Consider the following 21,897-nt stretch of genomic DNA (forward strand, 5'->3'; position numbering starts at 1 on the left):
TCAGCAGGCTTTGAACGTTACTGCTGGCTCTCGCTCCAGTCATCGCTGTCAGAGAGATCGCCTTCGCTCGGAATACGTTTCTCTTCTGCAGCCCATTCACCCAGATCAATTAACTGACAGCGTTTACAACAGAATGGGCGAAACGGACTCACTTCGCCCCAGATGACAGTTTTGCCGCACGTAGGGCAGTTAACGGTTATTACGTCAGACATTGGCACTCCTTAACAACAGGCCAGTTCAAAATCGAGGCGTTCCGGCACGGTGCCATTTTCGCTATCCAGCGGCATAAAGCGAATCGCAAAACGACTCTTATGCCCGGAAATCTGCGGGTAAAGCTGATCGCCCAGCGATAAATTCAGACGCAGCAGATCGGCGTCATCGCCATTGTCCTGGTAAAAACCGTTGAGGCTGGTTTGCTTGCGAAACGGTGCTGAATTACGGATCAGATCGAGGATCAGCGATAACGTCTCATGCATCGGGTTCAGGCTTGCCAGCCAGCTATTCACCTGTGCATCACGTTGTTCTTGCGGCATGTGTAGCCACATATGAAGCGTCGGCAGGTCAAAGCTGCAACAGCCGCCGGGGATACTCAGGCGCTGGCGCACCAGGCCAATTAAGCGATCTTCCCGTAAAAACTGTCCGACGCGTGGAGCTGCCATCAGCATGGTACTGCTGTTTTTCAGCTGCTGGCGAAGTGCATCAATACGACTCTGGTCAACGCCCGGCACTTCTGTCCAGGCCTGTAATTTACGCTGCTGACGCTCCAGCTCTTTCAGCAGTTCGGTACGAACATCTCCGCGTTCAATCACATCCAGCAGATCGCCCACGTTGCGGAAGAAATGCAGTGCAGCGGCATGGTCGTTTATAGGCAGATGTTGTGAGAGCTGTTGAACCAGAAATTCGATGCGTAACCAGGTACGCATTTTTTCGTTAAGCGGGTGCTCAAAAAGGATGTGAGTCGACATTATGGTTTTTCCTGTGCAACGGCCTGCGCGGCGAACGTCAGATACTGCGCGTGCAGACGGGCAACATCCGATGCAATGGCATCTGGTGCGCCGTTATTATCAATAACATCATCCGCAACGGCAAGGCGCTGAGCGCGTGTGGCCTGAGCGGCAAGAATTTGTTCAGCGTGATCGCGCGTGACATTATCGCGCGCCATAGTTCGCTGGATTTGCGTTTCGGGTGAAACATCAACGACCAGAACCCGATCGGCTTTATTCTGAAGCTGATTCTCTACCAGTAGCGGAACGACCCACATAACATAGGGAGAGCTGGCTTCAGCAATCTGACGCTGGGTTTCCTGGTGAATAATGGGGTGAAGAAGGGCATTAAGCCAGACCTTTTCTGACGAATCAGAAAAAATGCATTCCCGAAGCTGACGGCGGTTGAGCGTGCCATCTGCATTGAGAATTCTGCTACCGAAATGTGCTTCGATGGACTTTAAAGCGGGTGTATTCGGCTCTACCACCTGACGGGCAATGATATCAGCATCAATAATCGTGATGCCCAGACGAGAAAACGCGTTCGCAACGGTACTTTTACCACTACCGATGCCACCGGTTAATGCGACGATATACCCCATTAAATCAAATCCTGGGAATTATTCATTATTAAAATCAGTTGCTTAAAATTCAAACTTATTGCAGCCAATGTTTAGAACCCTTTCCCGGCTTTTTACCAGGTAAATTTATAGGATTGTAGCGTAAAAAAAGAGAATTTCGCAGTCTTGCAGAGCAGGTATTAGTGCGTATGATAACGTCACTGGAGTTGTGCTTTTAACATATTTGCCTCTAACCCCAGGAATCCGCACATGCGTATCGAAGAAGATCTGAAGTTAGGTTTCAAAGACGTTCTTATCCGCCCTAAACGCTCTACACTGAAAAGTCGCTCAGACGTTGAACTCGAACGTCAATTCACCTTTAAGCATTCCGGTCAGACCTGGTCTGGCGTGCCGATCATCGCGGCGAATATGGATACAGTGGGCACCTTCGAGATGGCGACCGCGCTGGCGCAGTTCGACATCCTCACTGCAGTCCATAAACATTACAGCCCTGAAGAGTGGAATGCGTTTGTTGCATCTGCCTCCGAAGAGGTGGTCAAGCATGTGATGGTTTCAACCGGCACCTCTGACGCTGATTTTGAGAAGACGAAACAGATCCTGAACGCTAACCCGGCGCTGAACTTTGTTTGCATTGATGTGGCGAATGGTTACTCCGAGCACTTCGTGCAGTTCGTCAGCAAAGCCCGTGAAGCCTGGCCAACTAAAACTATTATCGCAGGCAACGTGGTGACCGGCGAAATGTGTGAAGAGTTGATCCTTTCCGGCGCAGATATCGTCAAAGTGGGTATTGGTCCAGGCTCCGTTTGTACCACTCGCGTGAAAACCGGTGTCGGCTATCCGCAACTGTCTGCGGTTATTGAGTGTGCGGATGCTGCGCATGGTCTGGGCGGCCAGATCATCAGTGATGGCGGTTGCACCATGCCTGGCGATGTGGCGAAGGCTTTCGGCGGCGGCGCAGATTTCGTGATGCTGGGCGGCATGCTGGCGGGCCATGAAGAGAGCGGCGGCACCGTGGTAGAAGAGAACGGCGAGAAATTTATGCTGTTCTACGGCATGAGCTCGGAATCTGCAATGACCCGTCACGTCGGTGGCGTGGCAAAATACCGTGCGGCAGAAGGCAAAACCGTGAAGCTGCCACTGCGTGGTCCGGTTGAAAATACCGCGCGCGACATCCTGGGTGGCCTGCGTTCCGCCTGCACCTACGTGGGTGCATCCCGCCTGAAAGAGCTGACGAAACGCACGACGTTTATCCGCGTTCAGGAGCAGGAAAACCGCATATTCAATAGCCTGTAATCGCTTCCGCTGGCGCATTTCCATGCGCCAGTTCTATCCCGCGCTCATCGCATCCCCCAGATGGAAAATCGGCAGATACATTGCCACCACCAGCGTACCGATAATCACCCCCGTTACAATCAGCAGTAAAGGCTCCAGAAGCGCAGCCAGATTATCTGCTAACTGAAAGGTCTGCTCCGTGTGGTGACGGGCAAGGTTTGCCAGCATTACGTCAAGTGCGCCGGAGACTTCCCCGGTTCGAATCAGTTGAATACAGAGTGGTGTAAACACCGCAGCGTTGCGAAAAGATGACCAGACGGGCATACCCTTCGCAATATTCTCCCGTATATCCCGCAGGGTGTCTCGCCAGTACAGGCTTTCGACAGTTTCTTCTGCACTCTCCAGCCCCTGTAAAAAGGCTATACCTGCCTGCTGCGTAAGCGTCAGTACGGTAAAAATCTGCCCCAGTTTTTGACCACGCGCGAGTGCCCCCATTATGGGCAAGCGCAGCAAAATGCGATGACGCGCGCGCTGCCACCGTGGCTGTCGTCGCACACTATATACGGCGATAACCGGTACAATCAGTGTGACGATGAGAGCGACAGCATGCGCCTGAATAAACGTTGCAATTCCCATTACCATCCGGGTCAAAAAGGGGAGTGGAGTATTAAATGTTTTATAGATGGCGGCAAACTCTGGCAGTACCAGCGTCACCATCGCCAGCACGACGAGCGTTGCCAGCGAAAGAATAATCAGAGGATAGCGAAGCGCCTTTTTCACTTTCGCACTGAGTTGCTGCTGTGATTTTTGCTGTTGTGCGAGCTGGCGACAACACTCCTCCAGCTTTCCCGTCAGCTCACCGGTTTTCACCATCGAGACATAAAGTGGGCTAAACACCATCGGCCATTTTTTTAAGGCTTCAGAGAACGCGCATCCTTCACTTAGGTCATCGGCGAGACTTTGCAGCAGGGCCTGCCAGGGTTGTAAAGGGTGCTGCTGCGCCAGCATTCCCAGGCTGTGGGAAAGGGTAAGACCCGCCTGAAGCAGCGTGGCAAGCTGCCGAAACATATCGTAGCAGTGATGGGGCTGCCAGCGATGGGGCAGCGGGCAGCGGGTTAACACTAAAGGATGCAGTTCTTTTTGGATTAAGGTTGTGAAGGCCGATAAACGGTCAGAGGCCCAAAGCGTTCCGCTTTGCGGCTCCCCGTCAATTGACAATGCCCGCCAGCGCCAGAGTTGATTAGCTGCCATCGGGCATCCCCAGTACACGCAACAGCTCTTCAAGCGTCGTAAGCCCTTGTTCAACGGCCATGCACCCATGCTCAAACAACGACAGCATTCCCGCTTGCCGGGCGCTGGCTTCTATGACGTCAATGTTCGCCCCGCTGGCAATGGCCTGCCGGAGCGTGTTGTCGATAGCGAGCACTTCAAAAATCGCCACGCGGCCATAAAATCCGTGATAGCAGCGTTCGCAGCCGATCGGTTGCCAGTGCGGAAGGGGATGGGGCCACACCGTGCGAGGAAGTTCTGCTTTGTCTACGGAGGCTTGTCGACAATGTGGGCAAAGACGACGAACCAGTCTCTGCGCTATCACCAGCGAGAGTGCGGAGGAGAGCATCCAGCGTGCGACACCCATCTGCTGCAGGCGAATCAGCGTTTCTGCCGTCGAGTTGGTGTGAAGTGTGGAGAGCACCAGATGCCCGGTCTGTGCGGCATTGATGGCGATTTCTGCTGTTTCGCCATCGCGAATTTCACCCACCATAATGATGTCCGGGTCCTGACGCAGCAGCGCGCGCAGGACGCTCTGGAAGGTTAAACCCGCGCGCGGGTTAATCTGCGTCTGGTTCAACCCAGTAAGGGGGATCTCAATAGGGTCCTCTACGCTGCAAATATTCACATCTGACGTATTACGCGCCTGCAGAGCGCTATAGAGCGTCACCGTTTTACCGCTTCCCGTCGGGCCTGTGACAAGTATCAGTCCTTGCGGTTTGTTGAGCGCCTCAGCAAAGTGTGCCTGCTGGCCGGTGCTCATCCCCAGTCGCTCAAGTTCCAGGGCCTGTTCCACCTGATGCAGCAGTCGCAGCACGATTTTCTCCCCACCGTCGCAGGGAAGTGTTGCGATACGAAAAGAGACAGGCGCATTGGCCAGTTCAACCGTAAACTGGCCGTCCTGCGGCAAACGGCGTTCTGCGATATCCAGATTGCCCAGAACCTTCAATCGCGCGCTAAGCATGGTCGCCAGCGCCGGGGATAGAGGAGGCTGTGGACAGAGAACGCCATCAATACGTAAGCGAACCTGGCATGCATGTTCGGTGGGTTCTATATGGATGTCTGACGCACGCAGGCTTAAGGCCTGAAGCAATGTGTTATTGAGGACATCAACGGCTGAGTTTGCTGTCGGGGTGAGCGGCAGTTGGGTTGGTAAGGCCAGTTGCCGGTGCTTCTCCATGCGCTCAGCGGTCCAGCACTCAATATCAATGCGTTTTTGCGTCGCAAAACGTAAGGCTTCCATCAGCTCAGTACCCGGATTCCCCGTAACAGCAATGCTGATCATGTCCGTGTCGCTGCTCAGCAACAGGGCATGATGGCGCTGACAAAGCGCCATGAGTTGTTCTGAGTTCATCATCCACCCCTGTCAGTTGCTGTCGAAGCGGAAGACATCTTCACAGGCTTGTTTGAGCGCGCTGTCGGTATCGATCCTGCAGTCGCGCGTCCAGCCCGTCATGCCGTTGCCATCGTTCCAGATCGGCGTCATGAGAACCTCAAGCCCGTTCAGGCTCTCCTGGCCCGTTAAAGACACCACGCCTTTTGCCACACTCATTGCCGATACATAGCGTGTTGTTGTGGGCGAAGGGATACCGTTAGTGCCTGCGTCACAGCTTGCCACGCCACCATGATCCAGTGCGCAAAGCTCAATGGCCGTGCGGTAGGGGACGAAAGTTTGCAGCATATCGGTGAGTGCGGCTTTTCGCAGGTAGTTCTGATAAGCGGGTACGCCAATGGCGCTCAGAATGGCAATAATGCCAATCACCACCATCAGTTCAATGAGCGTGAATCCTTGTTGTTTGTTCATGTCTGCTCCTTTTGTTAAGTGGCGCTACTCTGGCAGCAGAAAGCAATGCCGACGAGGGCGAAAAAAAGGAACGTGAAGGGGCGTTCAGGGAAAGAAGAAGGGGTTGCAGTGGAGAACAAGAAATTTGCGAGCGGGGCAGTGATTCCCCTCTCCGTCTGGAGAGGGGGAGAACAGCATTATTTGAAGCGCATTGAGAGGTCGAGCGCGCGGATATGTTTGGTGAGCGCGCCCACGGAAATAAAATCGACGCCTGTTTCAGCGAATTCGCGGATTGTGTCAAAGGTCACGTTGCCTGATACCTCAAGCTGTGCCTGGCCGTGGGTACGTATTACCGCCTCACGCATCTGTTCGGTTTCAAAGTTATCGAGCATGATGATATCGGCACCTGCTTTAATGGCTTCGTCCAGCTCATCCAGGCTTTCGACTTCTACTTCGACTGGCACATCCGGGTGCAGCCAGAAGGCTTTTTCCACTGCCTGACGCACGGAGCCAGAGGCAATAATGTGGTTCTCTTTGATCAGGAAGGCGTCGGATAACCCAAGACGATGGTTTGCACCGCCGCCGCAGAGTACGGCATATTTCAGCGCGGTACGCAGGCCCGGTAAGGTTTTTCGCGTATCCAGCAGCTGCGTGCGGGTGCCTTCCAGCAGGTCAACGTAGCGGCGAACTTCACTGGCTACACCGGAAAGGGTTTGCACAAAGTTCAGTGCGGTGCGTTCACCTGTGAGCAACACGCGGGACGGGCCGTCCAGTTCGAAAAGCGGTTGATTTTCGGTGACCGTATCGCCATCAGCAACGTGCCAGGTAATCTGCACATCATCACCCGCCAGTTGGGTGAAAACCTCCTCAACCCAGCGTTTTCCGCAAAAAACGCCCTCTTCGCGGGTGATAATCACCGCATGTGAGCGTGTCTCTTTTGGCAATAATTGTGCGGTAATATCGTTATCGGCGCTGACGTCACCGCCCAGATCTTCTTTCAAAGCATGGGCAACGCTTGCCGGGATATCCATGTTAATACGTTCCAGAAGCGCTTCACGTCGGTGGTCGGGGTTGTAGCGGCGAGGCGGCATGATAAAACTCCAAATTGGTAACGAATCATAATATTGAAACATGCTACTCTGAACCGAGTAACAGCACCATACATAAGGAGTTCCAGCATGTTGTTAGAAAACGGATGGCTGGTGGACGCGCGGCATGTGCCCTCGCCGCACCACGATTGCCGCCCGGAGGATGAAAAGCCCACACTGCTGGTGGTTCACAATATCAGTCTCCCGCCGGGTGAGTTTGGCGGTCCGTGGATCGATGCGTTATTCAGCGGAACGATAGATCCCGGTGCGCATCCTTTCTTTGCTGAAATTGCCCATCTGCGCGTATCGGCTCATTGTCTGATACGTCGCGATGGCGAAGTGGTTCAGTATGTTCCTTTTGATAAGCGTGCCTGGCATGCGGGAATGTCGAAATATAAAGGGCGTGAGCGCTGCAATGATTTTTCGATTGGAATCGAACTGGAAGGTACTGACACAACACCTTACACCGATGCGCAGTATCAACAACTGGTTGCTGTAACCCAAACGCTCATCGGGATATATCCCGCGCTGGCTGAAAATATCACCGGGCACAGCAATATCGCACCGGAGAGAAAAACCGATCCTGGCCCGGCATTTGACTGGTCCCGGTTTCGCGCCATGCTTACCGCGTCGTCAGATAAGGAGATAACATGACGTTGTTTACCATGCTGCTGGTTATGATTGCCGAACGCCTGTTCAAGCTCGGCGAGCACTGGCACCTGGATCATCGGCTGGAAGTGATCTTCCGCCGCATTAAACACTTTTCCCTGCTGCGCACGTTGCTGATGATGGCAGGCGTGATGGTCATTACGTTCCTGCTGCTGCGCTCGCTTTACGGCCTCTTTTTTAATGTTCCCCTGCTGGTGGTGTGGCTTCTGCTCGGGGTACTGTGCATTGGTGCGGGTAAGGTGCGTTTGCACTACCACGCCTACCTGAAAGCGGCATCCCGCGACGATGCGCACGCGCATGGTGCAATGGCGAGCGAGCTGACGCTGATCCATGGCGTTCCGCCGGATTGCAATGAGCGTGAGTTTCTGCGCGAGCTGCAAAACGCGCTGCTGTGGATTAACTTCCGTTACTATCTTGCGCCGCTGTTCTGGTTTGTCGTTGGTGGTCCATGGGGGCCGGTGCTGATGATGGGTTATGCGTTCCTGCGTGCCTGGCAGACCTGGCTTGCGCGCTACTTAACACCGCATGAACGTTTGCAATCCGGTATTGACGGCATTCTGCATGTGCTCGACTGGCTTCCGGTGCGTCTGGTGGGCGTGGTGTATGCGCTGATTGGTCATGGCGAAAAAGCGTTGCCCGCATGGTTTGCCTCGCTGGCCGACCGTCATACGTCGCAATACCAGGTGTTAACCCGTCTGGCACAGTTCTCTCTGGCGCGTGAACCGCATACCGACAAGGTGGAAACGCCAAAAGCTGCTGTTTCCATGGCGAAGAAAACGTCGTTTGTGGTGGTAGTGATCGTCGCGCTGCTGACTATTTACGGCACGCTGGTATAAGCCAGCGCACCGTATCGGTCAATGCGTATCGGCAGGCGGGATGCCAAAATCAGGCATCCCGTTTTCATTCCAGCGGATGAGCTTCAGGCGGGTGTGACGGTTCGGATCGTAAAGCGGATCGCCTTCAATTTCGGTGTAGTTACGCGCGTGATACACCAGCACGTCTTCCCCTTCCGGCGTCTTTGTGAAGCTGTTATGGCCTGGTCCATACTGACGATTCTCATCGCTGGTGACGAACACCGGACGCGGAGATTTATGCCAGTTCGCCGGGTTTTGCGGCTCGGCATGCAGGTCAATCCACAGTAATCCCATGCAGTAATTCTCATCGGTTGCGCTGGCGGAATAGCTGATAAACAATTTATCGCCGTGGACCAGCACCGCCGGGCCTTCGTTAACCCGGAACCCGCGGCACTCCCAGTCGTACTCCGGTTTGCTGAGCATCACCGGCTCGCCTTTCAGCGTCCAGGGATTTTCCATTTCACACAGATACAGGTTGGAGTTACCGGAGATATCCGGGGCTTTTTGTGCCCACAGATACCAGCGTTTGCCCTGATGAACAAAGGTGGTGGCGTCCAGCGCGAAGGTGTCGAAGGGCGTGTTGATTTGTCCTTTTTCCACCCACGTACCGGTGAGCGGATCGCTGTCGGCACACTCAATCGCGAACATACGGTGCTGGAACATCCCGAGTTCGTCGAGTGCCTGCGTGTGCGTGGCGGCAAAATAGATGTACCACTTGCCGTTGATGTAATGCAGTTCCGGTGCCCAGATAAGCTGGCTCATTGGGCCGGAATCGGGTTTGCGCCAGACGACAACTTCATCGGCAATGCGCAGCCCTTCCAGTGAATCGGCACGGCGGATCGCCAGCCTGTCGTACTGCGGTACAGAGGCAATAAAATAGTACTGTCCTTCATGGCGCAAAATGTACGGATCGGCGCGTTGTTCAATAAACGGGTTTGGCCAGGTTTGCATTCGGCTTTCCTTATCTAGTCTCAGCGGCTTTAGTTCCTGATATACCCTTCATACTTCAAGTTGCATGCGCGTTGGCTGCACTCGTTCACCCCAGTCACATACTTATGTACGCTCCAGGGGATTCACTCCCTTGCCGCCTTCCTGCAACTCGAATTATTTAGGGTATAGTCATTCAGCTCGCGGTAGTTGATGCGACGCTTCTCCAGATCCGCCTGGATCTGCTTCATCGTTTCGCGGTCCACTTTCAGCAGACGTACCACGCCCGCCGTAATGAGATAACCGATGCCCGGAATGACGGTAAACAGCAGCACAATCCCGTTGAGAGCCTCCGCGCTTTGCGCTTTCGCACCCGCGTCGTAGCCGTACCAGGAGAGCAGGAAACCGACCATCGCACCGGCAATTGCCAGCCCCAACTTGAGGAAGAAGATGTTGCCGGAGAAGCTGATCCCGGTGATGCGTTTCCCGGTTTTCCACTCGCCGTAGTCATCCACGTCGGCCATCAGCGACCAGTGCAGCGGAGACGGGATCTGGTGCAGGATATTCAGCAGGACGTAGAGCACGACAATAGTGACCGTGGCTTTAGGGTCAAAGAACCAGAAGGCGCAGGAGAAAATCGCCAGCACGATGTTGGTCCAGAAAAACACTTTCAGCTTACACCAGCGGTCGGTCAGCACTTTCGCCAGCATGCTGCCAAGCATCATGCCCACCACGCCCAGGCTGATAAACAGGGTGGCGAAGTGGGTACTTTGGCCCATCACCCAGGTGACGTAATACATCGTGGCTGCCATGCGGATAAAACCAGGGCAGACGTTGCACAGGGTCAGCAGCAGAATGCGTACCCACTGGTCGTTCTTCCATACGTCCTTGAGATCGTTTTTCAGCTCGTCGTTGGTCTGCACTGCCGGGCGCACGCGCTCCCGCACGGTCGCAAAGCAGAACAGGAACATACAGGTGCCAATCAGTGCCAGCACGGTCATTGCCATCTGGTAGCCTTTGGCTTTGTTATCCCCGCCGAACCAGTCGGCCATCGGTAGCAGCGTCAGTGAGAGCAGCAGCGTGGCAATACCGACCATCACAAATCGGTAGGACTGGCAGGCGACGCGCTCTTTTGGATCGTTGGTGATCACACCGCCCAGCGAGCAGTACGGGATGTTGATGGCCGTATAGGTCAGCGACAGCAGGAAATAGGTGACAAACGCATAGATAACTTTGCTGTTATAGCTCCACTCTGGCGTGGTGAACATCAGGATGCTGAACAGCGCATAGGGGAAGGCAATCCACAGCAACCATGGACGAAAACGACCGTATTTACTGCGCGTGCGGTCGGCAATGGCTCCCATGATCGGGTCAGTCACGGCATCAATCACGCGAACTGACAGCAACAATACGCCGACCAGTGCAGGCGCAAGACCAAAAATATCCGTATAGAAATAGTTAACAAACAACATGATAGCGCCGAAGATGATGTTACACCCTGCGTCGCCCATGCCATAGCCGATCTTTTCTTTAACTGACAGTTTGTTGTTATCCATCGACAGCTCTCCGGGTTACGGTATGGAGAGAATTATTTGCTGGCGAACAAATATATGCGTTGCAGGATAAAGGCGGTGATATGGATGAAATAGCTGTAGGCGAGAATTTGTGAGGAAGGTAACAACCCTCTGCACCCGCAAAAAGGGGTACAGAGGGGAGAACCGTTAGTGCGCTTTCACCGTTTTGGCGTTTTTCTGTTTAACCAGATAGCCCACGCCGAGAACAGCAATCCAGACCGGGATCAGGTACACGGAAATTGCCATGCCAGGGGTGATCAGCATGATGACCAGCACGGCCGCCATGAACAGCAGGCAAACCCAGTTACCCAGCGGGTAGAGCAGGGCAGGGAAGCGGGTGGTCACGCCTTGCTGCTGTTTGGCACGGCGGAACTTAATGTGCGCCAGGCTGATCATCGCCCAGTTAATGACCAGAGCAGAGACCACCAGCGCCATCAGCAGGCCGAAGGCAGATTCCGGTGCCAGGTAGTTAATCAGCACGCACAGTGCAGTAACAATCGCCGAAACGATGATGGTATTTACCGGCACGCCGCGCTTGTCGACGTTAAGCAGCGCTTTCGGCGCGTTGCCCTGCTGCGCCAGGCCGAACAGCATGCGGCTGTTGCAGTAGACGCAGCTGTTATAAACAGACAGCGCAGCGGTCAGCACCACGATGTTCAGGGCATTCGCCACGAAGGTATCGCCCAGCTCGTGGAAGATCAGCACGAACGGGCTGGTGTCAGCGGTGACGCGCGTCCACGGCAGCAGAGAGAGCAGCACGGCCAGCGAGCCCACATAGAAGATCAGAATACGGTAGATAACCTGGTTAGTCGCTTTCGGGATGCTCTGCTCCGGGTTGTCGGCTTCTGCGGCGGTGATGCCCACCAGCTCCAGGCCGCCGAAGGAGAACATGATAATTGCCATCATCATTACCAGACCGGTCATACCGTGAGGCAGGAACCCGCCTTGCTCCCAGAGGTTACGTACCGTTGCCTGCGGGCCGCCATTGCCGCTGAACAGCAACCAGCCGCCAAAGATGATCATCGCCACCACGGCAATCACTTTAATAATGGCAAACCAGAACTCCATCTCCCCAAACACTTTTACGTTGGTCAGGTTAATAGCGTTAATCAGGACGAAGAACGCGGCTGCAGAGACCCAGGTTGGGATATCCGGATACCAGAACTGGATGTATTTCCCGACCGCCGTCAGTTCAGCCATGGCAACCAGTACGTACAGTACCCAGTAGTTCCAGCCTGAAGCGAAGCCCGCGAAACTGCCCCAGTATTTATAGGCAAAGTGGCTGAACGAACCGGCTACCGGCTCTTCCACGACCATCTCACCCAACTGACGCATAATCAGAAAGGCAATAAAACCCGCGATCGCGTAACCCAAAATAATGCCCGGACCGGCCGACTGGATAACGGATGCGCTTCCCAGAAACAGGCCGGTACCAATCGCACCGCCCAATGCGATGAGCTGAATATGGCGGTTTTTAAGGCCGCGCTTAAGCTGATCGCCATGCTGTTGAGCTTCCATTTGAAACCTCGTGTGTGGTTGTTATGTTCACGCTGTGCGTGTGTAATTATCAAAGTCCGTTTTCTGTATTTATTTCTTTACGGTCAACGATGCCGAAAAAAGCGGAGATGACTTCCGTAAGCGCCAGAATAGTGGTAAGTGCCATCGAATGCACCTGCTTTATGAAGGGATGATGACGAGTTGAATAAAAAGAAAGCATTTGTAAATCGGTCCGTTAACCCTTCGTATCCCAACCTATAGAATAGAAATGCTCCATAAGTGGGCGAATTTTCATTATTTGCGTTGTTGAATCGCTTCAGATTGCAAAAACCCTCGTTTCATTATGGTTAAAACTGCCTCTTTGGTAGTAATCAACTCATTTGTGCAAAGTTACATTTCTGAAACGTTATTTCTGTAAGGTTGTTAAAATGTGCAGGGTTTACTGATTTCAATCAAAACCAATATGGACAGAAGGTGAATACTTTGTTACTTTAGCGATACGAACTTGAAATTGGTAAGACCAATTGACTCCGGGCAAAAAGGCGTAAGACAGGGAATATGGCCTACAGCAAAATTCGCCAACCAAAACTTTCCGATGTGATTGAGCAGCAGCTGGAGTTTTTAATCCTCGAAGGGACACTGCGCCCAGGTGAAAAACTTCCGCCAGAACGCGAGCTGGCAAAACAGTTCGACGTTTCACGCCCCTCTCTGCGTGAGGCGATTCAACGTCTCGAAGCAAAGGGCTTGCTGCTTCGTCGCCAGGGCGGCGGAACTTTTGTACAAAACAGCCTGTGGCAGAGCTTCAGCGATCCGCTGGTAGAACTTCTCTCTGACCACCCAGAATCCCAGTTTGATCTGCTTGAGACCCGTCACGCGCTTGAAGGTATTGCGGCCTATTACGCCGCCCTTCGCAGCACTGATGAAGATCGCGTGCGTATCCGCGAGCTGCATCAGGCCATTGAACGGGCACAGCAGTCCGGCGATTTAGACGCCGAGTCCGATGCCGTCGTCCAGTATCAAATTGCCGTCACCGAAGCGGCACACAATGTGGTGCTCCTCCATCTGCTACGCTGCATGGAGCCGATGCTGGCCCAGAACGTTCGTCAGAATTTTGAATTGTTGTATGCCCGTCGGGAAATGCTCCCGCTGGTAAGCAACCATCGCACCCGAGTATTCGAGGCGATAATGGCCGGGGAACCGGAGCAGGCGCGCGAAGCGTCGCACCGCCATCTGGCTTTCATTGAGGAAATCTTGCTGGACCGCAGCCGTGAACAATCGCGTCGCGAACGTTCATTACGCCGCATACAGCAACGAAAGGATTAAGCGCCAGGTACTTTAGAGCGCGGCAACTAAACGCAGAACCTGTCTTATTGTGTTTTCTGACGAAAATACAATGGGACAGGTTCCAGACAAATCAACGTATTAGATAGATAAGGAATACCCCCATGTCAGAACGTCTCCAAAATGACGTGGATCCGATCGAAACTCGCGACTGGCTACAGGCGATCGAATCGGTCATCCGTGAAGAAGGTGTTGAGCGCGCTCAGTATCTGATTGATCAGCTGCTTTCTGAAGCCCGCAAAGGTGGCGTGAAGGTTGCTGCAGGTGCAGGGGCTAACAACTACGTAAACACGATTGCCGTTGAAGACGAACCGGAATATCCGGGCAATCTTGATCTGGAACGTCGTATCCGTTCAGCAATTCGCTGGAACGCCATCATGACCGTTCTGCGCGCATCCAAGAAAGACCTGGAACTGGGTGGCCACATGGCGTCCTTCCAGTCTTCTGCAACCGTTTACGAAGTGTGCTTCAACCACTTCTTCCGTGCAGCGAACGAGAAAGACGGCGGCGATCTGGTGTACTTCCAGGGCCACATCTCTCCGGGCATCTATGCACGTGCATTCCTGGAAGGTCGTCTGACTGAAGAGCAGATGAACAACTTCCGTCAGGAAGTTCACGGTAAAGGTCTGTCTTCTTACCCGCACCCTAAACTGATGCCTGAGTTCTGGCAGTTCCCGACCGTTTCTATGGGTCTGGGCCCAATCGGTGCGATCTATCAGGCTAAATTCCTGAAATACCTGGAACACCGTGGTCTGAAAGACACCTCCGAGCAGACCGTTTACGCCTTCCTGGGCGACGGCGAAATGGATGAGCCAGAATCTAAAGGCGCGATCACCATCGCGACCCGTGAGAAGCTGGACAACCTGTGCTTCATCATCAACTGTAACCTGCAGCGTCTGGATGGTCCGGTAACCGGTAACGGCAAGATCATCAACGAACTGGAAGGCATCTTCGCGGGTGCTGGCTGGAACGTGATTAAAGTCATGTGGGGCGGTCGTTGGGATGAGCTGCTGCGTAAAGACACCAGCGGTAAACTGATCCAGCTGATGAACGAAACCGTTGACGGTGACTACCAGACCTTCAAATCCAAAGACGGTGCCTACGTGCGTGAGCACTTCTTCGGCAAATACCCTGAAACCGCAGCGCTGGTTGCAGACTGGACTGACGAGCAGATCTGGGCCCTGAACCGCGGTGGTCACGATCCGAAGAAAGTCTACGCTGCACTGAAAAAAGCGCAGGAAACCAAAGGTAAAGCGACTGTCATTCTGGCCCACACCATCAAAGGTTACGGCATGGGCGATACCGCAGAAGGTAAAAACATCGCTCACCAGGTGAAGAAAATGAACATGGACGGCGTGCGTTATATCCGCGACCGTTTCAACGTTCCAGTGACCGATGAGCAGGTAGAAAACCTGTCTTACATCACCTTCCCTGAAGGCTCTGAAGAGCACAAGTACCTGCACGAACGTCGTCAGGCGCTGAAAGGCTACCTGCCTGCTCGCCAGCCTAAATTCACCGAGAAGCTGGAACTGCCAGCGCTGGAAGATTTCTCTCAGCTGCTGGAAGAGCAGAACAAAGAGATCTCCACCACCATCGCTTTCGTTCGTGCCCTGAACGTGATGCTGAAGAACAAGTCGATCAAAGATCGTCTGGTGCCAATCATCGCCGACGAAGCGCGTACTTTCGGTATGGAAGGTCTGTTCCGTCAGATCGGTATCTACAGCCCGAACGGCCAGCAGTACACCCCGCAGGACCGTGAGCAGGTTGCATACTACAAAGAAGACGAGAAAGGTCAGATCCTGCAGGAAGGTATTAACGAGCTGGGCGCAGGCGCATCCTGGCTGGCTGCTGCGACCTCTTACAGCACCAACAACCTGCCGATGATCCCGTTCTACATCTACTACTCCATGTTCGGGTTCCAGCGTATCGGTGACCTGTGCTGGCAGGCAGGCGACCAGCAGGCTCGCGGCTTCCTGATCGGTGGTACTTCCGGTCGTACGACCCTGAACGGTGAAGGTCTGCAGCACGAAGATGGTCACAGCCACATTCAGTCTCTGACTATCCCTAACTGTATCTCTTACGATCCGTCCTACGCGTACGAAGTGGCAGTCATCATGCATGACGGTCTGCAGCGCATGTACGGTGAAGCACAAGAGAACATTTACTACTACATCACCACCCTGAACGAAAACTACCACATGCCGGCCATGCCAGCAGGTGCCGAGGAAGGTATCCGTAAAGGTATCTACAAACTCGAAACCCTCGAAGGTAGCAAAGGTAAAGTTCAGCTGCTGGGCTCCGGCTCTATCCTGCGTCACGTTCGTGAAGCAGCGCAGATCCTGGCGAAAGACTACGGTGTCGGTTCCGATGTGTACTCTGTTACCTCCTTCACTGAACTGGCGCGTGATGGCCAGGATTGTGAGCGCTGGAACATGCTGCACCCAATGGAAACTCCACGCGTTCCGTACATCGCTCAGGTGATGAACGATGCACCAGCGGTGGCGTCTACTGACTATATGAAACTGTTCGCTGAGCAGGTTCGTACTTACGTTCCAGCTGATGATTATCGCGTTCTGGGTACTGACGGCTTCGGTCGTTCTGACAGCCGCGAAAACCTGCGTCATCACTTCGAAGTTGATGCTTCTTACGTGGTGGTAGCAGCACTGGGCGAACTGGCTAAACGTGGCGAAATCGATAAGAAAGTGGTTGCGGACGCAATTACCAAATTCAACATCGATGCAGAAAAAGTTAACCCGCGTCTGGCGTAAGAGGTAAAAGAATAATGGCTATCGAAATCAAAGTACCGGACATCGGGGCTGATGAAGTTGAAATCACCGAGATCCTGGTCAAAGTGGGCGACAAAGTTGAAGCTGAACAGTCGCTGATCACCGTAGAAGGCGACAAAGCCTCTATGGAAGTCCCGTCTCCTCAGGCTGGCATCGTTAAAGAGATCAAAGTCTCTGTTGGCGATAAAACCGAGACGGGCAAACTGATCATGATTTTCGATTCCGCCGACGGTGCAGCAGCTGCTGCACCTGCGCAGGAAGAGAAGAAAGAAGCCGCTCCTGCTGCCGCTGCTCCAGCAGCTGCCGCGGCAGCGAAAGAAGTGAACGTGCCTGACATCGGCGGTGACGAAGTTGAAGTCACTGAAATCCTGGTGAAAGTGGGCGATACCGTTGCGGCCGAGCAGTCACTGATCACCGTAGAAGGCGACAAAGCCTCTATGGAAGTGCCGGCTCCGTTCGCGGGTACCGTTAAAGAGATCAAGATCAACACCGGTGACAAAGTGTCTACGGGTTCCCTGATTATGGTCTTCGAAGTGGCAGGCGCTGAAGGCGCTGCGGCTCCAGCAAAAGCGGAAGCTGCACCGGCTCAGGCTGCTGCACCAGCGGCTGCTGGCGGCGCGAAAGACGTTAACGTACCGGACATCGGCGGTGACGAAGTAGAAGTGACCGAAGTGATGGTGAAAGTGGGCGATAAAGTTGCCGCTGAACAGTCACTGATCACCGTTGAAGGCGACAAGGCTTCCATGGAAGTGCCTGCGCCGTTCGCCGGTACCGTTAAAGAGATCAAAATCAGCACCGGCGACAAAGTGTCTACCGGCTCTCTGATCATGGTCTTCGAAGTGGAAGGCGCTGCACCTGCCGCCGCTCCGGCTGCCGCGGCTGCACCAGCCCCTGCTGCTGCACCGGCTCAGGCGTCTAAACCAGCTGCTGCCCCTGCTGCGAAAGCGGAAGGCAAATCTGAGTTTGCTGAAAACGACGCTTACGTCCACGCGACGCCACTGATTCGTCGCCTGGCGCGCGAATTCGGTGTGAACCTGGCGAAAGTGAAAGGGACGGGCCGTAAAGGTCGTATCCTGCGTGAAGACGTTCAGGCTTACGTGAAAGACGCGGTGAAACGCGCCGAAGCTGCACCGGCTGCAGCCGCTGGCGGCGGTATCCCTGGCATGCTGCCATGGCCGAAAGTGGACTTCAGCAAGTTCGGTGAAATCGAAGAAGTGGAACTGGGCCGTATCCAGAAAATCTCTGGTGCTAACCTGAGCCGTAACTGGGTGATGATCCCGCACGTTACGCACTTCGACAAAACCGATATCACCGATCTGGAAGCGTTCCGTAAACAGCAGAACGCCGAAGCAGAGAAGCGTAAACTGGACGTGAAATTCACCCCGGTGGTCTTCATCATGAAAGCGGTTGCGGCGGCTCTGGAGCAGATGCCACGCTTCAACAGCTCCCTGTCCGAAGATGGCCAGAAGCTGACGCTGAAGAAATACATCAACATCGGTGTTGCGGTTGATACGCCAAATGGTCTGGTTGTTCCGGTCTTCAAGGACGTGAACAAGAAGAGCATCACTGAGCTGTCCCGTGAACTGACCACCATCTCTAAGAAAGCGCGTGATGGTAAGCTGACTGCCGGCGAAATGCAGGGCGGCTGCTTCACTATCTCCAGCATCGGCGGCCTGGGTACCACCCACTTCGCGCCGATTGTGAACGCGCCGGAAGTGGCTATCCTCGGTGTGTCCAAGTCCGCGATGGAGCCGGTGTGGAATGGCAAAGAGTTCGTGCCGCGTCTGATGATGCCAATCTCTCTGTCCTTCGACCACCGCGTCATCGACGGTGCTGATGGTGCGCGTTTCATCACCATCATCAATAACACCCTGAGCGACATTCGCCGCCTGGTGATGTAAGTGAAAAGCCGGCCAGTCGGCCGGCTTTTTTCTGGTAACCTCATGGAGTCAGTGAGGTTATTGGCGAAAGCAAGAATTCATGAACCGTTTGTTGTTTCAAAATTGTTAACGATTTTGTAAAATACGGGCGGATAGAACGACCCGGTGGACGACGGGTATACATTAAGAGGTCATGATGAGCACAGAAATCAAAACTCAGGTCGTAGTACTTGGGGCAGGCCCGGCAGGTTACTCCGCAGCATTCCGCTGCGCGGATTTAGGTCTGGAAACCGTCATCGTAGAACGTTACAACACCCTCGGTGGTGTTTGTCTGAACGTCGGCTGTATCCCTTCTAAAGCGCTGCTGCACGTAGCAAAAGTTATCGAAGAAGCCAAAGCGCTGGCTGAACACGGTATCGTCTTCGGCGAGCCGAAAACCGATATCGACAAAATTCGTACCTGGAAAGAGAAAGTTATCACTCAACTGACCGGTGGTCTGGCTGGCATGGCCAAAGGCCGTAAAGTGAAAGTGGTTAACGGTCTGGGTAAATTCACCGGGGCGAACACCCTGGAAGTGGAAGGTGAAAACGGCAAAACCGTGATCAACTTCGACAACGCGATCATCGCGGCGGGCTCTCGCCCAATCGAACTGCCATTCATTCCACATGAAGATCCACGCGTGTGGGATTCTACCGATGCACTGGAACTGAAAACCGTTCCAAAACGCCTGCTGGTTATGGGTGGCGGTATCATCGGTCTGGAAATGGGTACTGTGTACCATGCCCTGGGTTCAGAGATTGACGTGGTTGAAATGTTCGACCAGGTTATCCCGGCTGCTGATAAAGACATCGTGAAAGTCTTCACCAAACGCATCAGCAAGAAATTCAACCTGATGCTGGAAACCAAAGTGACTGCCGTTGAAGCGAAAGAAGACGGTATTTACGTTTCCATGGAAGGCAAAAAAGCCCCATCTGAACCACAGCGTTACGACGCCGTGCTGGTGGCTATCGGCCGTGTGCCGAACGGTAAAAACCTCGACGCCGGTAAAGCGGGCGTGGAAGTGGACGACCGTGGCTTCATCCGCGTTGACAAACAGCTGCGCACTAACGTGCCGCACATCTTTGCTATCGGCGATATCGTCGGTCAGCCTATGCTGGCGCACAAAGGTGTTCACGAAGGTCACGTTGCCGCTGAAGTTATCGCCGGCATGAAACACTATTTCGATCCGAAAGTGATCCCATCTATCGCCTACACCGAGCCAGAAGTGGCATGGGTGGGTCTGACTGAGAAAGAAGCGAAAGAGAAAGGCATCAGTTTTGAGACCGCCACCTTCCCGTGGGCTGCTTCTGGCCGTGCTATCGCGTCCGACTGCGCAGACGGTATGACCAAACTGATCTTCGATAAAGAGACTCACCGCGTCATCGGTGGTGCGATTGTCGGGACTAACGGCGGCGAACTGCTGGGTGAAATCGGCCTGGCGATCGAAATGGGCTGTGACGCTGAAGACATCGCGCTGACCATCCACGCTCACCCAACTCTGCATGAGTCTGTGGGCCTGGCGGCAGAAGTGTTCGAAGGTAGCATTACCGACCTGCCAAACGCGAAAGCGAAGAAGAAATAAGTTTCTTCCTGCCTGATAAACGCCTCTCCGGAGGCGTTTTTTTTGTCCTGAAAACTACCTGTTCTGGTAGTCATCTCATTGATATTTCCGCTAAGAATTTTCTTCCATCTGCCGATACTTTTTTCACCATTGTGTGGCTACTGGCCGCGCGGTTTAGGGGTTCTGGACTCTTTTATTACACGAAAAAAGGAAAACACATGTCTTTGAAGAAAGTTGCGGTGATTGGCTTAGTGGCAGCAGCGCTGACGCTGACCGGATGTGGCGCGGTCTCCACGGCGGTAAAGAAACGCAATCTGGAAGTGAAAACTCAGATGAGCGAAACCGTCTGGCTTGAGCCATCTAATGAAAAAACAGTCTACATTCAGGTTAAAAACACTTCTGATAAAGACATGAGCAATCTGCAGACTCTGCTGGCGAACGACCTGATAGCGAAAGGCTACAAAGTCACCAGCTCACCAGATAGCGCTTACTACTGGGTGCAGGCGAACGTTCTGAAAGCGGACAAAATGGACCTGCGTGAAGCTCAGGGCTACCTGAAAACCGGTTATGAAGGTGCCGCTGTGGGGGCGGCTCTGGGTGCGGGTATCACTGCCTATAACAGCAACTCCTCCGGCGCGGCGCTGGGTGTGGGGCTGGCGGCTGGCCTGATCGGTATGGCGGCAGATGCAATGGTAGAAGATGTGAACTACACCATGGTCACCGACCTGCAGATCTCGGAGCGCAGCAAAGCGAAAGTGACCACTGATAACATCGCAGCCCTGCGTCAGGGGACGTCTGGTGTGAAACTGCAAACCAGCACAGAGCAGGGCGATCGCGCGAAGTATCAGACTCGCGTGGTATCTAACGCTAATAAAGTGAACCTGAAGTTTGAAGAGGCGAAACCGGTTCTCGAAGCTCAACTGGCGAAATCTGTCGCAAATATCCTGTAAAAAAAACAGCCGGGTGGCGCGTGTGCTCACCCGGCCTGGGGTTGTCCTATGGGGCGACGGGCTGCCAGGTTTTATCCGGAGAGTATGCAGTCAGCGCCTGTGCTTTTTTCGCTGACTCATTGCCGAGATTGGTCTGGTACACCTTATCATCCTGATTTATCAGAAAACTCATCACCCCTGTCTGACCATAACTGACTGGCCAGGCGATCATCGCAAATCCTTTCTCATCCGGCAGAATGCGGAACCGATAGCCGTGATAGCCCGCACCCGGCTCTTTCGGACTGAAAGCCGGACCAAGCGGGCTGGGTGCTTCGCCGGGTGAAATGGGCCAGTACAGTCCGTCTTTTTTCCCTTCAGAGCTGATAATTTTTTGCGCGTATTTCTGGTTCATCGCGTAATAGCTTCGCTGCGCATCCACATAAGCATGCAGTGCTTCGATTGCGGCGAGTTCGTTGCGCCCGATTTCGCGGGTCAGGATCTCTTCGGCAGCGTCGTGCATATCGAAGTGCCAGCCGGAGGCGGTTTTGATCACCGGGATCGGCAGTTGCCAGTTGCCGTCGCCGACGACCAGATGCGCGACATCGCCATTAATGACGGTGCTATGCCGGACTTTCCAGTCGCGCAAGAAGCGGTCAACGGCCTCAGGATCGACGCCTTCTGGCGGCAGAAAATCGCGCCAGTGTTCCCCGAGTAACGTGTTCATAGCACTTTCATTTTGCGTGTTAATGGCGTTTGCCAGCGCGTCGGTCGCCTGGTCAGGCGTGCTGAAGGATTGTTGCGCCATCGTGGAGGCCGACACCATGAACAGCACCATGCCTGTGAGGAGTTTTCTTTTCATGTCGG

At 53.9% G+C, this 21,897-nt stretch carries 19 protein-coding genes; 8 read left to right on the forward strand and 11 right to left on the reverse strand.

Features of this window, described 5'->3' with window-relative positions; all coding sequences use genetic code 11:
• Nucleotides 1-17: 17 nt before the first annotated feature.
• From yacG to coaE, 3 genes are read right to left on the reverse strand one after another with little or no spacing between them, the layout of a single operon-like run.
• On the reverse strand, nucleotides 18-212 hold the full coding sequence (yacG, locus tag EoCCA6_RS15845) for a DNA gyrase inhibitor YacG (protein WP_152083457.1): 195 nt from the start codon (nucleotides 210-212) through the stop codon (nucleotides 18-20).
• Between the two features lie 9 nt (nucleotides 213-221).
• On the reverse strand, nucleotides 222-965 hold the full coding sequence (gene zapD, locus EoCCA6_RS15850) for a cell division protein ZapD (protein WP_152083458.1): 744 nt from the start codon (nucleotides 963-965) through the stop codon (nucleotides 222-224).
• The gene (gene coaE / locus EoCCA6_RS15855) at nucleotides 965-1,585 is read right to left on the reverse strand and encodes a dephospho-CoA kinase (RefSeq protein WP_152083459.1); all 621 of its coding nucleotides are present in this window, start codon (nucleotides 1,583-1,585) and stop codon (nucleotides 965-967) included. The genes zapD and coaE overlap by 1 nt, the downstream gene beginning before the upstream one ends.
• A 228-nt stretch (nucleotides 1,586-1,813) precedes the next feature.
• On the opposite strand from coaE, the gene EoCCA6_RS15860 reads away from it, so the two are divergent.
• Nucleotides 1,814-2,857: a GMP reductase gene (locus tag EoCCA6_RS15860; RefSeq protein ID WP_152083460.1), complete on the forward strand. Its 1,044-nt coding sequence runs from the start codon at nucleotides 1,814-1,816 to the stop codon at nucleotides 2,855-2,857.
• A 33-nt stretch (nucleotides 2,858-2,890) separates the two neighbouring features.
• On the opposite strand, the gene hofC is transcribed toward EoCCA6_RS15860, so the two are convergent.
• The 4 genes from hofC to nadC form a co-directional block, all read right to left on the reverse strand.
• Nucleotides 2,891-4,087: a protein transport protein HofC gene (gene hofC, locus EoCCA6_RS15865; RefSeq protein ID WP_152083461.1), complete on the reverse strand. Its 1,197-nt coding sequence runs from the start codon at nucleotides 4,085-4,087 to the stop codon at nucleotides 2,891-2,893.
• Nucleotides 4,077-5,459: a type II secretion system protein GspE gene (gene gspE, locus EoCCA6_RS15870; protein ID WP_152084468.1), complete on the reverse strand. Its 1,383-nt coding sequence runs from the start codon at nucleotides 5,457-5,459 to the stop codon at nucleotides 4,077-4,079. Before gspE ends, hofC begins: the two co-directional genes overlap by 11 nt.
• A gap of 12 nt (nucleotides 5,460-5,471) precedes the next feature.
• Nucleotides 5,472-5,909 carry a prepilin peptidase-dependent pilin gene (ppdD, locus tag EoCCA6_RS15875; protein WP_152083462.1) on the reverse strand — a complete coding sequence of 146 codons (438 nt, stop codon included), beginning with the start codon at nucleotides 5,907-5,909 and terminating at the stop codon, nucleotides 5,472-5,474.
• 176 nt (nucleotides 5,910-6,085) lie between these two features.
• Nucleotides 6,086-6,979: a carboxylating nicotinate-nucleotide diphosphorylase gene (gene nadC, locus EoCCA6_RS15880; RefSeq protein ID WP_152083463.1), complete on the reverse strand. Its 894-nt coding sequence runs from the start codon at nucleotides 6,977-6,979 to the stop codon at nucleotides 6,086-6,088.
• An 87-nt stretch (nucleotides 6,980-7,066) separates the two neighbouring features.
• Between nadC and ampD the strand changes: the two genes are divergently transcribed.
• Both ampD and ampE read left to right on the forward strand, forming a co-directional pair.
• Nucleotides 7,067-7,630 (forward strand): 1,6-anhydro-N-acetylmuramyl-L-alanine amidase AmpD, encoded by a 564-nt coding sequence (gene ampD / locus EoCCA6_RS15885; RefSeq protein ID WP_152083464.1) that lies wholly within the window; start codon nucleotides 7,067-7,069, stop codon nucleotides 7,628-7,630.
• Nucleotides 7,627-8,481, forward strand: a complete 855-nt coding sequence (gene ampE, locus EoCCA6_RS15890) for a beta-lactamase regulator AmpE (RefSeq protein ID WP_152083465.1) — start codon at nucleotides 7,627-7,629, stop codon at nucleotides 8,479-8,481. Before ampD ends, ampE begins: the two co-directional genes overlap by 4 nt.
• A gap of 18 nt (nucleotides 8,482-8,499) precedes the next feature.
• Here the strand turns inward: ampE and EoCCA6_RS15895 are convergent, their stop codons facing one another.
• The 3 genes from EoCCA6_RS15895 to aroP all read right to left on the reverse strand — a co-directional run bounded on the left by EoCCA6_RS15895 (nucleotide 8,500) and on the right by aroP (nucleotide 12,518).
• Nucleotides 8,500-9,450: a glycoside hydrolase family 43 protein gene (locus tag EoCCA6_RS15895; RefSeq protein WP_152083466.1), complete on the reverse strand. Its 951-nt coding sequence runs from the start codon at nucleotides 9,448-9,450 to the stop codon at nucleotides 8,500-8,502.
• 122 nt (nucleotides 9,451-9,572) lie between these two features.
• Entirely contained in the window at nucleotides 9,573-10,982 is a 1,410-nt protein-coding gene (locus EoCCA6_RS15900) for a glycoside-pentoside-hexuronide (GPH):cation symporter (RefSeq protein ID WP_152083467.1), read from the reverse strand.
• A gap of 165 nt (nucleotides 10,983-11,147) precedes the next feature.
• Nucleotides 11,148-12,518, reverse strand: a complete 1,371-nt coding sequence (aroP, locus tag EoCCA6_RS15905; protein WP_152083468.1) for an aromatic amino acid transporter AroP — start codon at nucleotides 12,516-12,518, stop codon at nucleotides 11,148-11,150.
• A gap of 537 nt (nucleotides 12,519-13,055) precedes the next feature.
• Between aroP and pdhR the strand changes: the two genes are divergently transcribed.
• The 5 genes from pdhR to traT all read left to right on the forward strand — a co-directional run bounded on the left by pdhR (nucleotide 13,056) and on the right by traT (nucleotide 21,054).
• The gene (pdhR, locus tag EoCCA6_RS15910; RefSeq protein WP_014068921.1) at nucleotides 13,056-13,820 is read left to right on the forward strand and encodes a pyruvate dehydrogenase complex transcriptional repressor PdhR; all 765 of its coding nucleotides are present in this window, start codon (nucleotides 13,056-13,058) and stop codon (nucleotides 13,818-13,820) included.
• A 122-nt stretch (nucleotides 13,821-13,942) separates the two neighbouring features.
• Entirely contained in the window at nucleotides 13,943-16,606 is a 2,664-nt protein-coding gene (gene aceE / locus EoCCA6_RS15915; protein ID WP_152083469.1) for a pyruvate dehydrogenase (acetyl-transferring), homodimeric type, read from the forward strand.
• A 14-nt stretch (nucleotides 16,607-16,620) separates the two neighbouring features.
• Complete coding sequence (gene aceF, locus EoCCA6_RS15920; RefSeq protein ID WP_152083470.1) at nucleotides 16,621-18,525, forward strand: pyruvate dehydrogenase complex dihydrolipoyllysine-residue acetyltransferase; 1,905 nt, start codon at nucleotides 16,621-16,623, stop codon at nucleotides 18,523-18,525.
• 175 nt (nucleotides 18,526-18,700) lie between these two features.
• Nucleotides 18,701-20,125, forward strand: a complete 1,425-nt coding sequence (lpdA, locus tag EoCCA6_RS15925; protein WP_152084469.1) for a dihydrolipoyl dehydrogenase — start codon at nucleotides 18,701-18,703, stop codon at nucleotides 20,123-20,125.
• A 197-nt stretch (nucleotides 20,126-20,322) separates the two neighbouring features.
• Entirely contained in the window at nucleotides 20,323-21,054 is a 732-nt protein-coding gene (traT, locus tag EoCCA6_RS15930) for a conjugal transfer complement resistance protein TraT (RefSeq protein WP_152083471.1), read from the forward strand.
• A gap of 46 nt (nucleotides 21,055-21,100) precedes the next feature.
• Here the strand turns inward: traT and EoCCA6_RS15935 are convergent, their stop codons facing one another.
• A complete protein-coding gene (locus tag EoCCA6_RS15935; RefSeq protein WP_152083472.1) occupies nucleotides 21,101-21,892 on the reverse strand; it encodes a DUF2950 family protein in 792 nt (263 codons plus the stop codon).
• Nucleotides 21,893-21,897 lie beyond the last annotated feature (5 nt).

Origin of the sequence: Enterobacter oligotrophicus, assembly GCF_009176645.1 — a bacterium.
GTDB lineage: Bacteria > Pseudomonadota > Gammaproteobacteria > Enterobacterales > Enterobacteriaceae > Enterobacter > Enterobacter oligotrophicus.

Coding starts and splice junctions, on each gene's coding strand:
- yacG (WP_152083457.1), bottom strand. CDS start 212: ATGTCTGACGTAATAACCGTTAACTGCCCTACGTGCGGCAAAACTGTC.
- zapD (WP_152083458.1), bottom strand. CDS start 965: ATGTCGACTCACATCCTTTTTGAGCACCCGCTTAACGAAAAAATGCGT.
- coaE (WP_152083459.1), bottom strand. CDS start 1,585: ATGGGGTATATCGTCGCATTAACCGGTGGCATCGGTAGTGGTAAAAGT.
- EoCCA6_RS15860 (WP_152083460.1), top strand. CDS start 1,814: ATGCGTATCGAAGAAGATCTGAAGTTAGGTTTCAAAGACGTTCTTATC.
- hofC (WP_152083461.1), bottom strand. CDS start 4,087: ATGGCAGCTAATCAACTCTGGCGCTGGCGGGCATTGTCAATTGACGGG.
- gspE (WP_152084468.1), bottom strand. CDS start 5,459: ATGAACTCAGAACAACTCATGGCGCTTTGTCAGCGCCATCATGCCCTG.
- ppdD (WP_152083462.1), bottom strand. CDS start 5,909: ATGAACAAACAACAAGGATTCACGCTCATTGAACTGATGGTGGTGATT.
- nadC (WP_152083463.1), bottom strand. CDS start 6,979: ATGCCGCCTCGCCGCTACAACCCCGACCACCGACGTGAAGCGCTTCTG.
- ampD (WP_152083464.1), top strand. CDS start 7,067: ATGTTGTTAGAAAACGGATGGCTGGTGGACGCGCGGCATGTGCCCTCG.
- ampE (WP_152083465.1), top strand. CDS start 7,627: ATGACGTTGTTTACCATGCTGCTGGTTATGATTGCCGAACGCCTGTTC.
- EoCCA6_RS15895 (WP_152083466.1), bottom strand. CDS start 9,450: ATGCAAACCTGGCCAAACCCGTTTATTGAACAACGCGCCGATCCGTAC.
- EoCCA6_RS15900 (WP_152083467.1), bottom strand. CDS start 10,982: ATGGATAACAACAAACTGTCAGTTAAAGAAAAGATCGGCTATGGCATG.
- aroP (WP_152083468.1), bottom strand. CDS start 12,518: ATGGAAGCTCAACAGCATGGCGATCAGCTTAAGCGCGGCCTTAAAAAC.
- pdhR (WP_014068921.1), top strand. CDS start 13,056: ATGGCCTACAGCAAAATTCGCCAACCAAAACTTTCCGATGTGATTGAG.
- aceE (WP_152083469.1), top strand. CDS start 13,943: ATGTCAGAACGTCTCCAAAATGACGTGGATCCGATCGAAACTCGCGAC.
- aceF (WP_152083470.1), top strand. CDS start 16,621: ATGGCTATCGAAATCAAAGTACCGGACATCGGGGCTGATGAAGTTGAA.
- lpdA (WP_152084469.1), top strand. CDS start 18,701: ATGAGCACAGAAATCAAAACTCAGGTCGTAGTACTTGGGGCAGGCCCG.
- traT (WP_152083471.1), top strand. CDS start 20,323: ATGTCTTTGAAGAAAGTTGCGGTGATTGGCTTAGTGGCAGCAGCGCTG.
- EoCCA6_RS15935 (WP_152083472.1), bottom strand. CDS start 21,892: ATGAAAAGAAAACTCCTCACAGGCATGGTGCTGTTCATGGTGTCGGCC.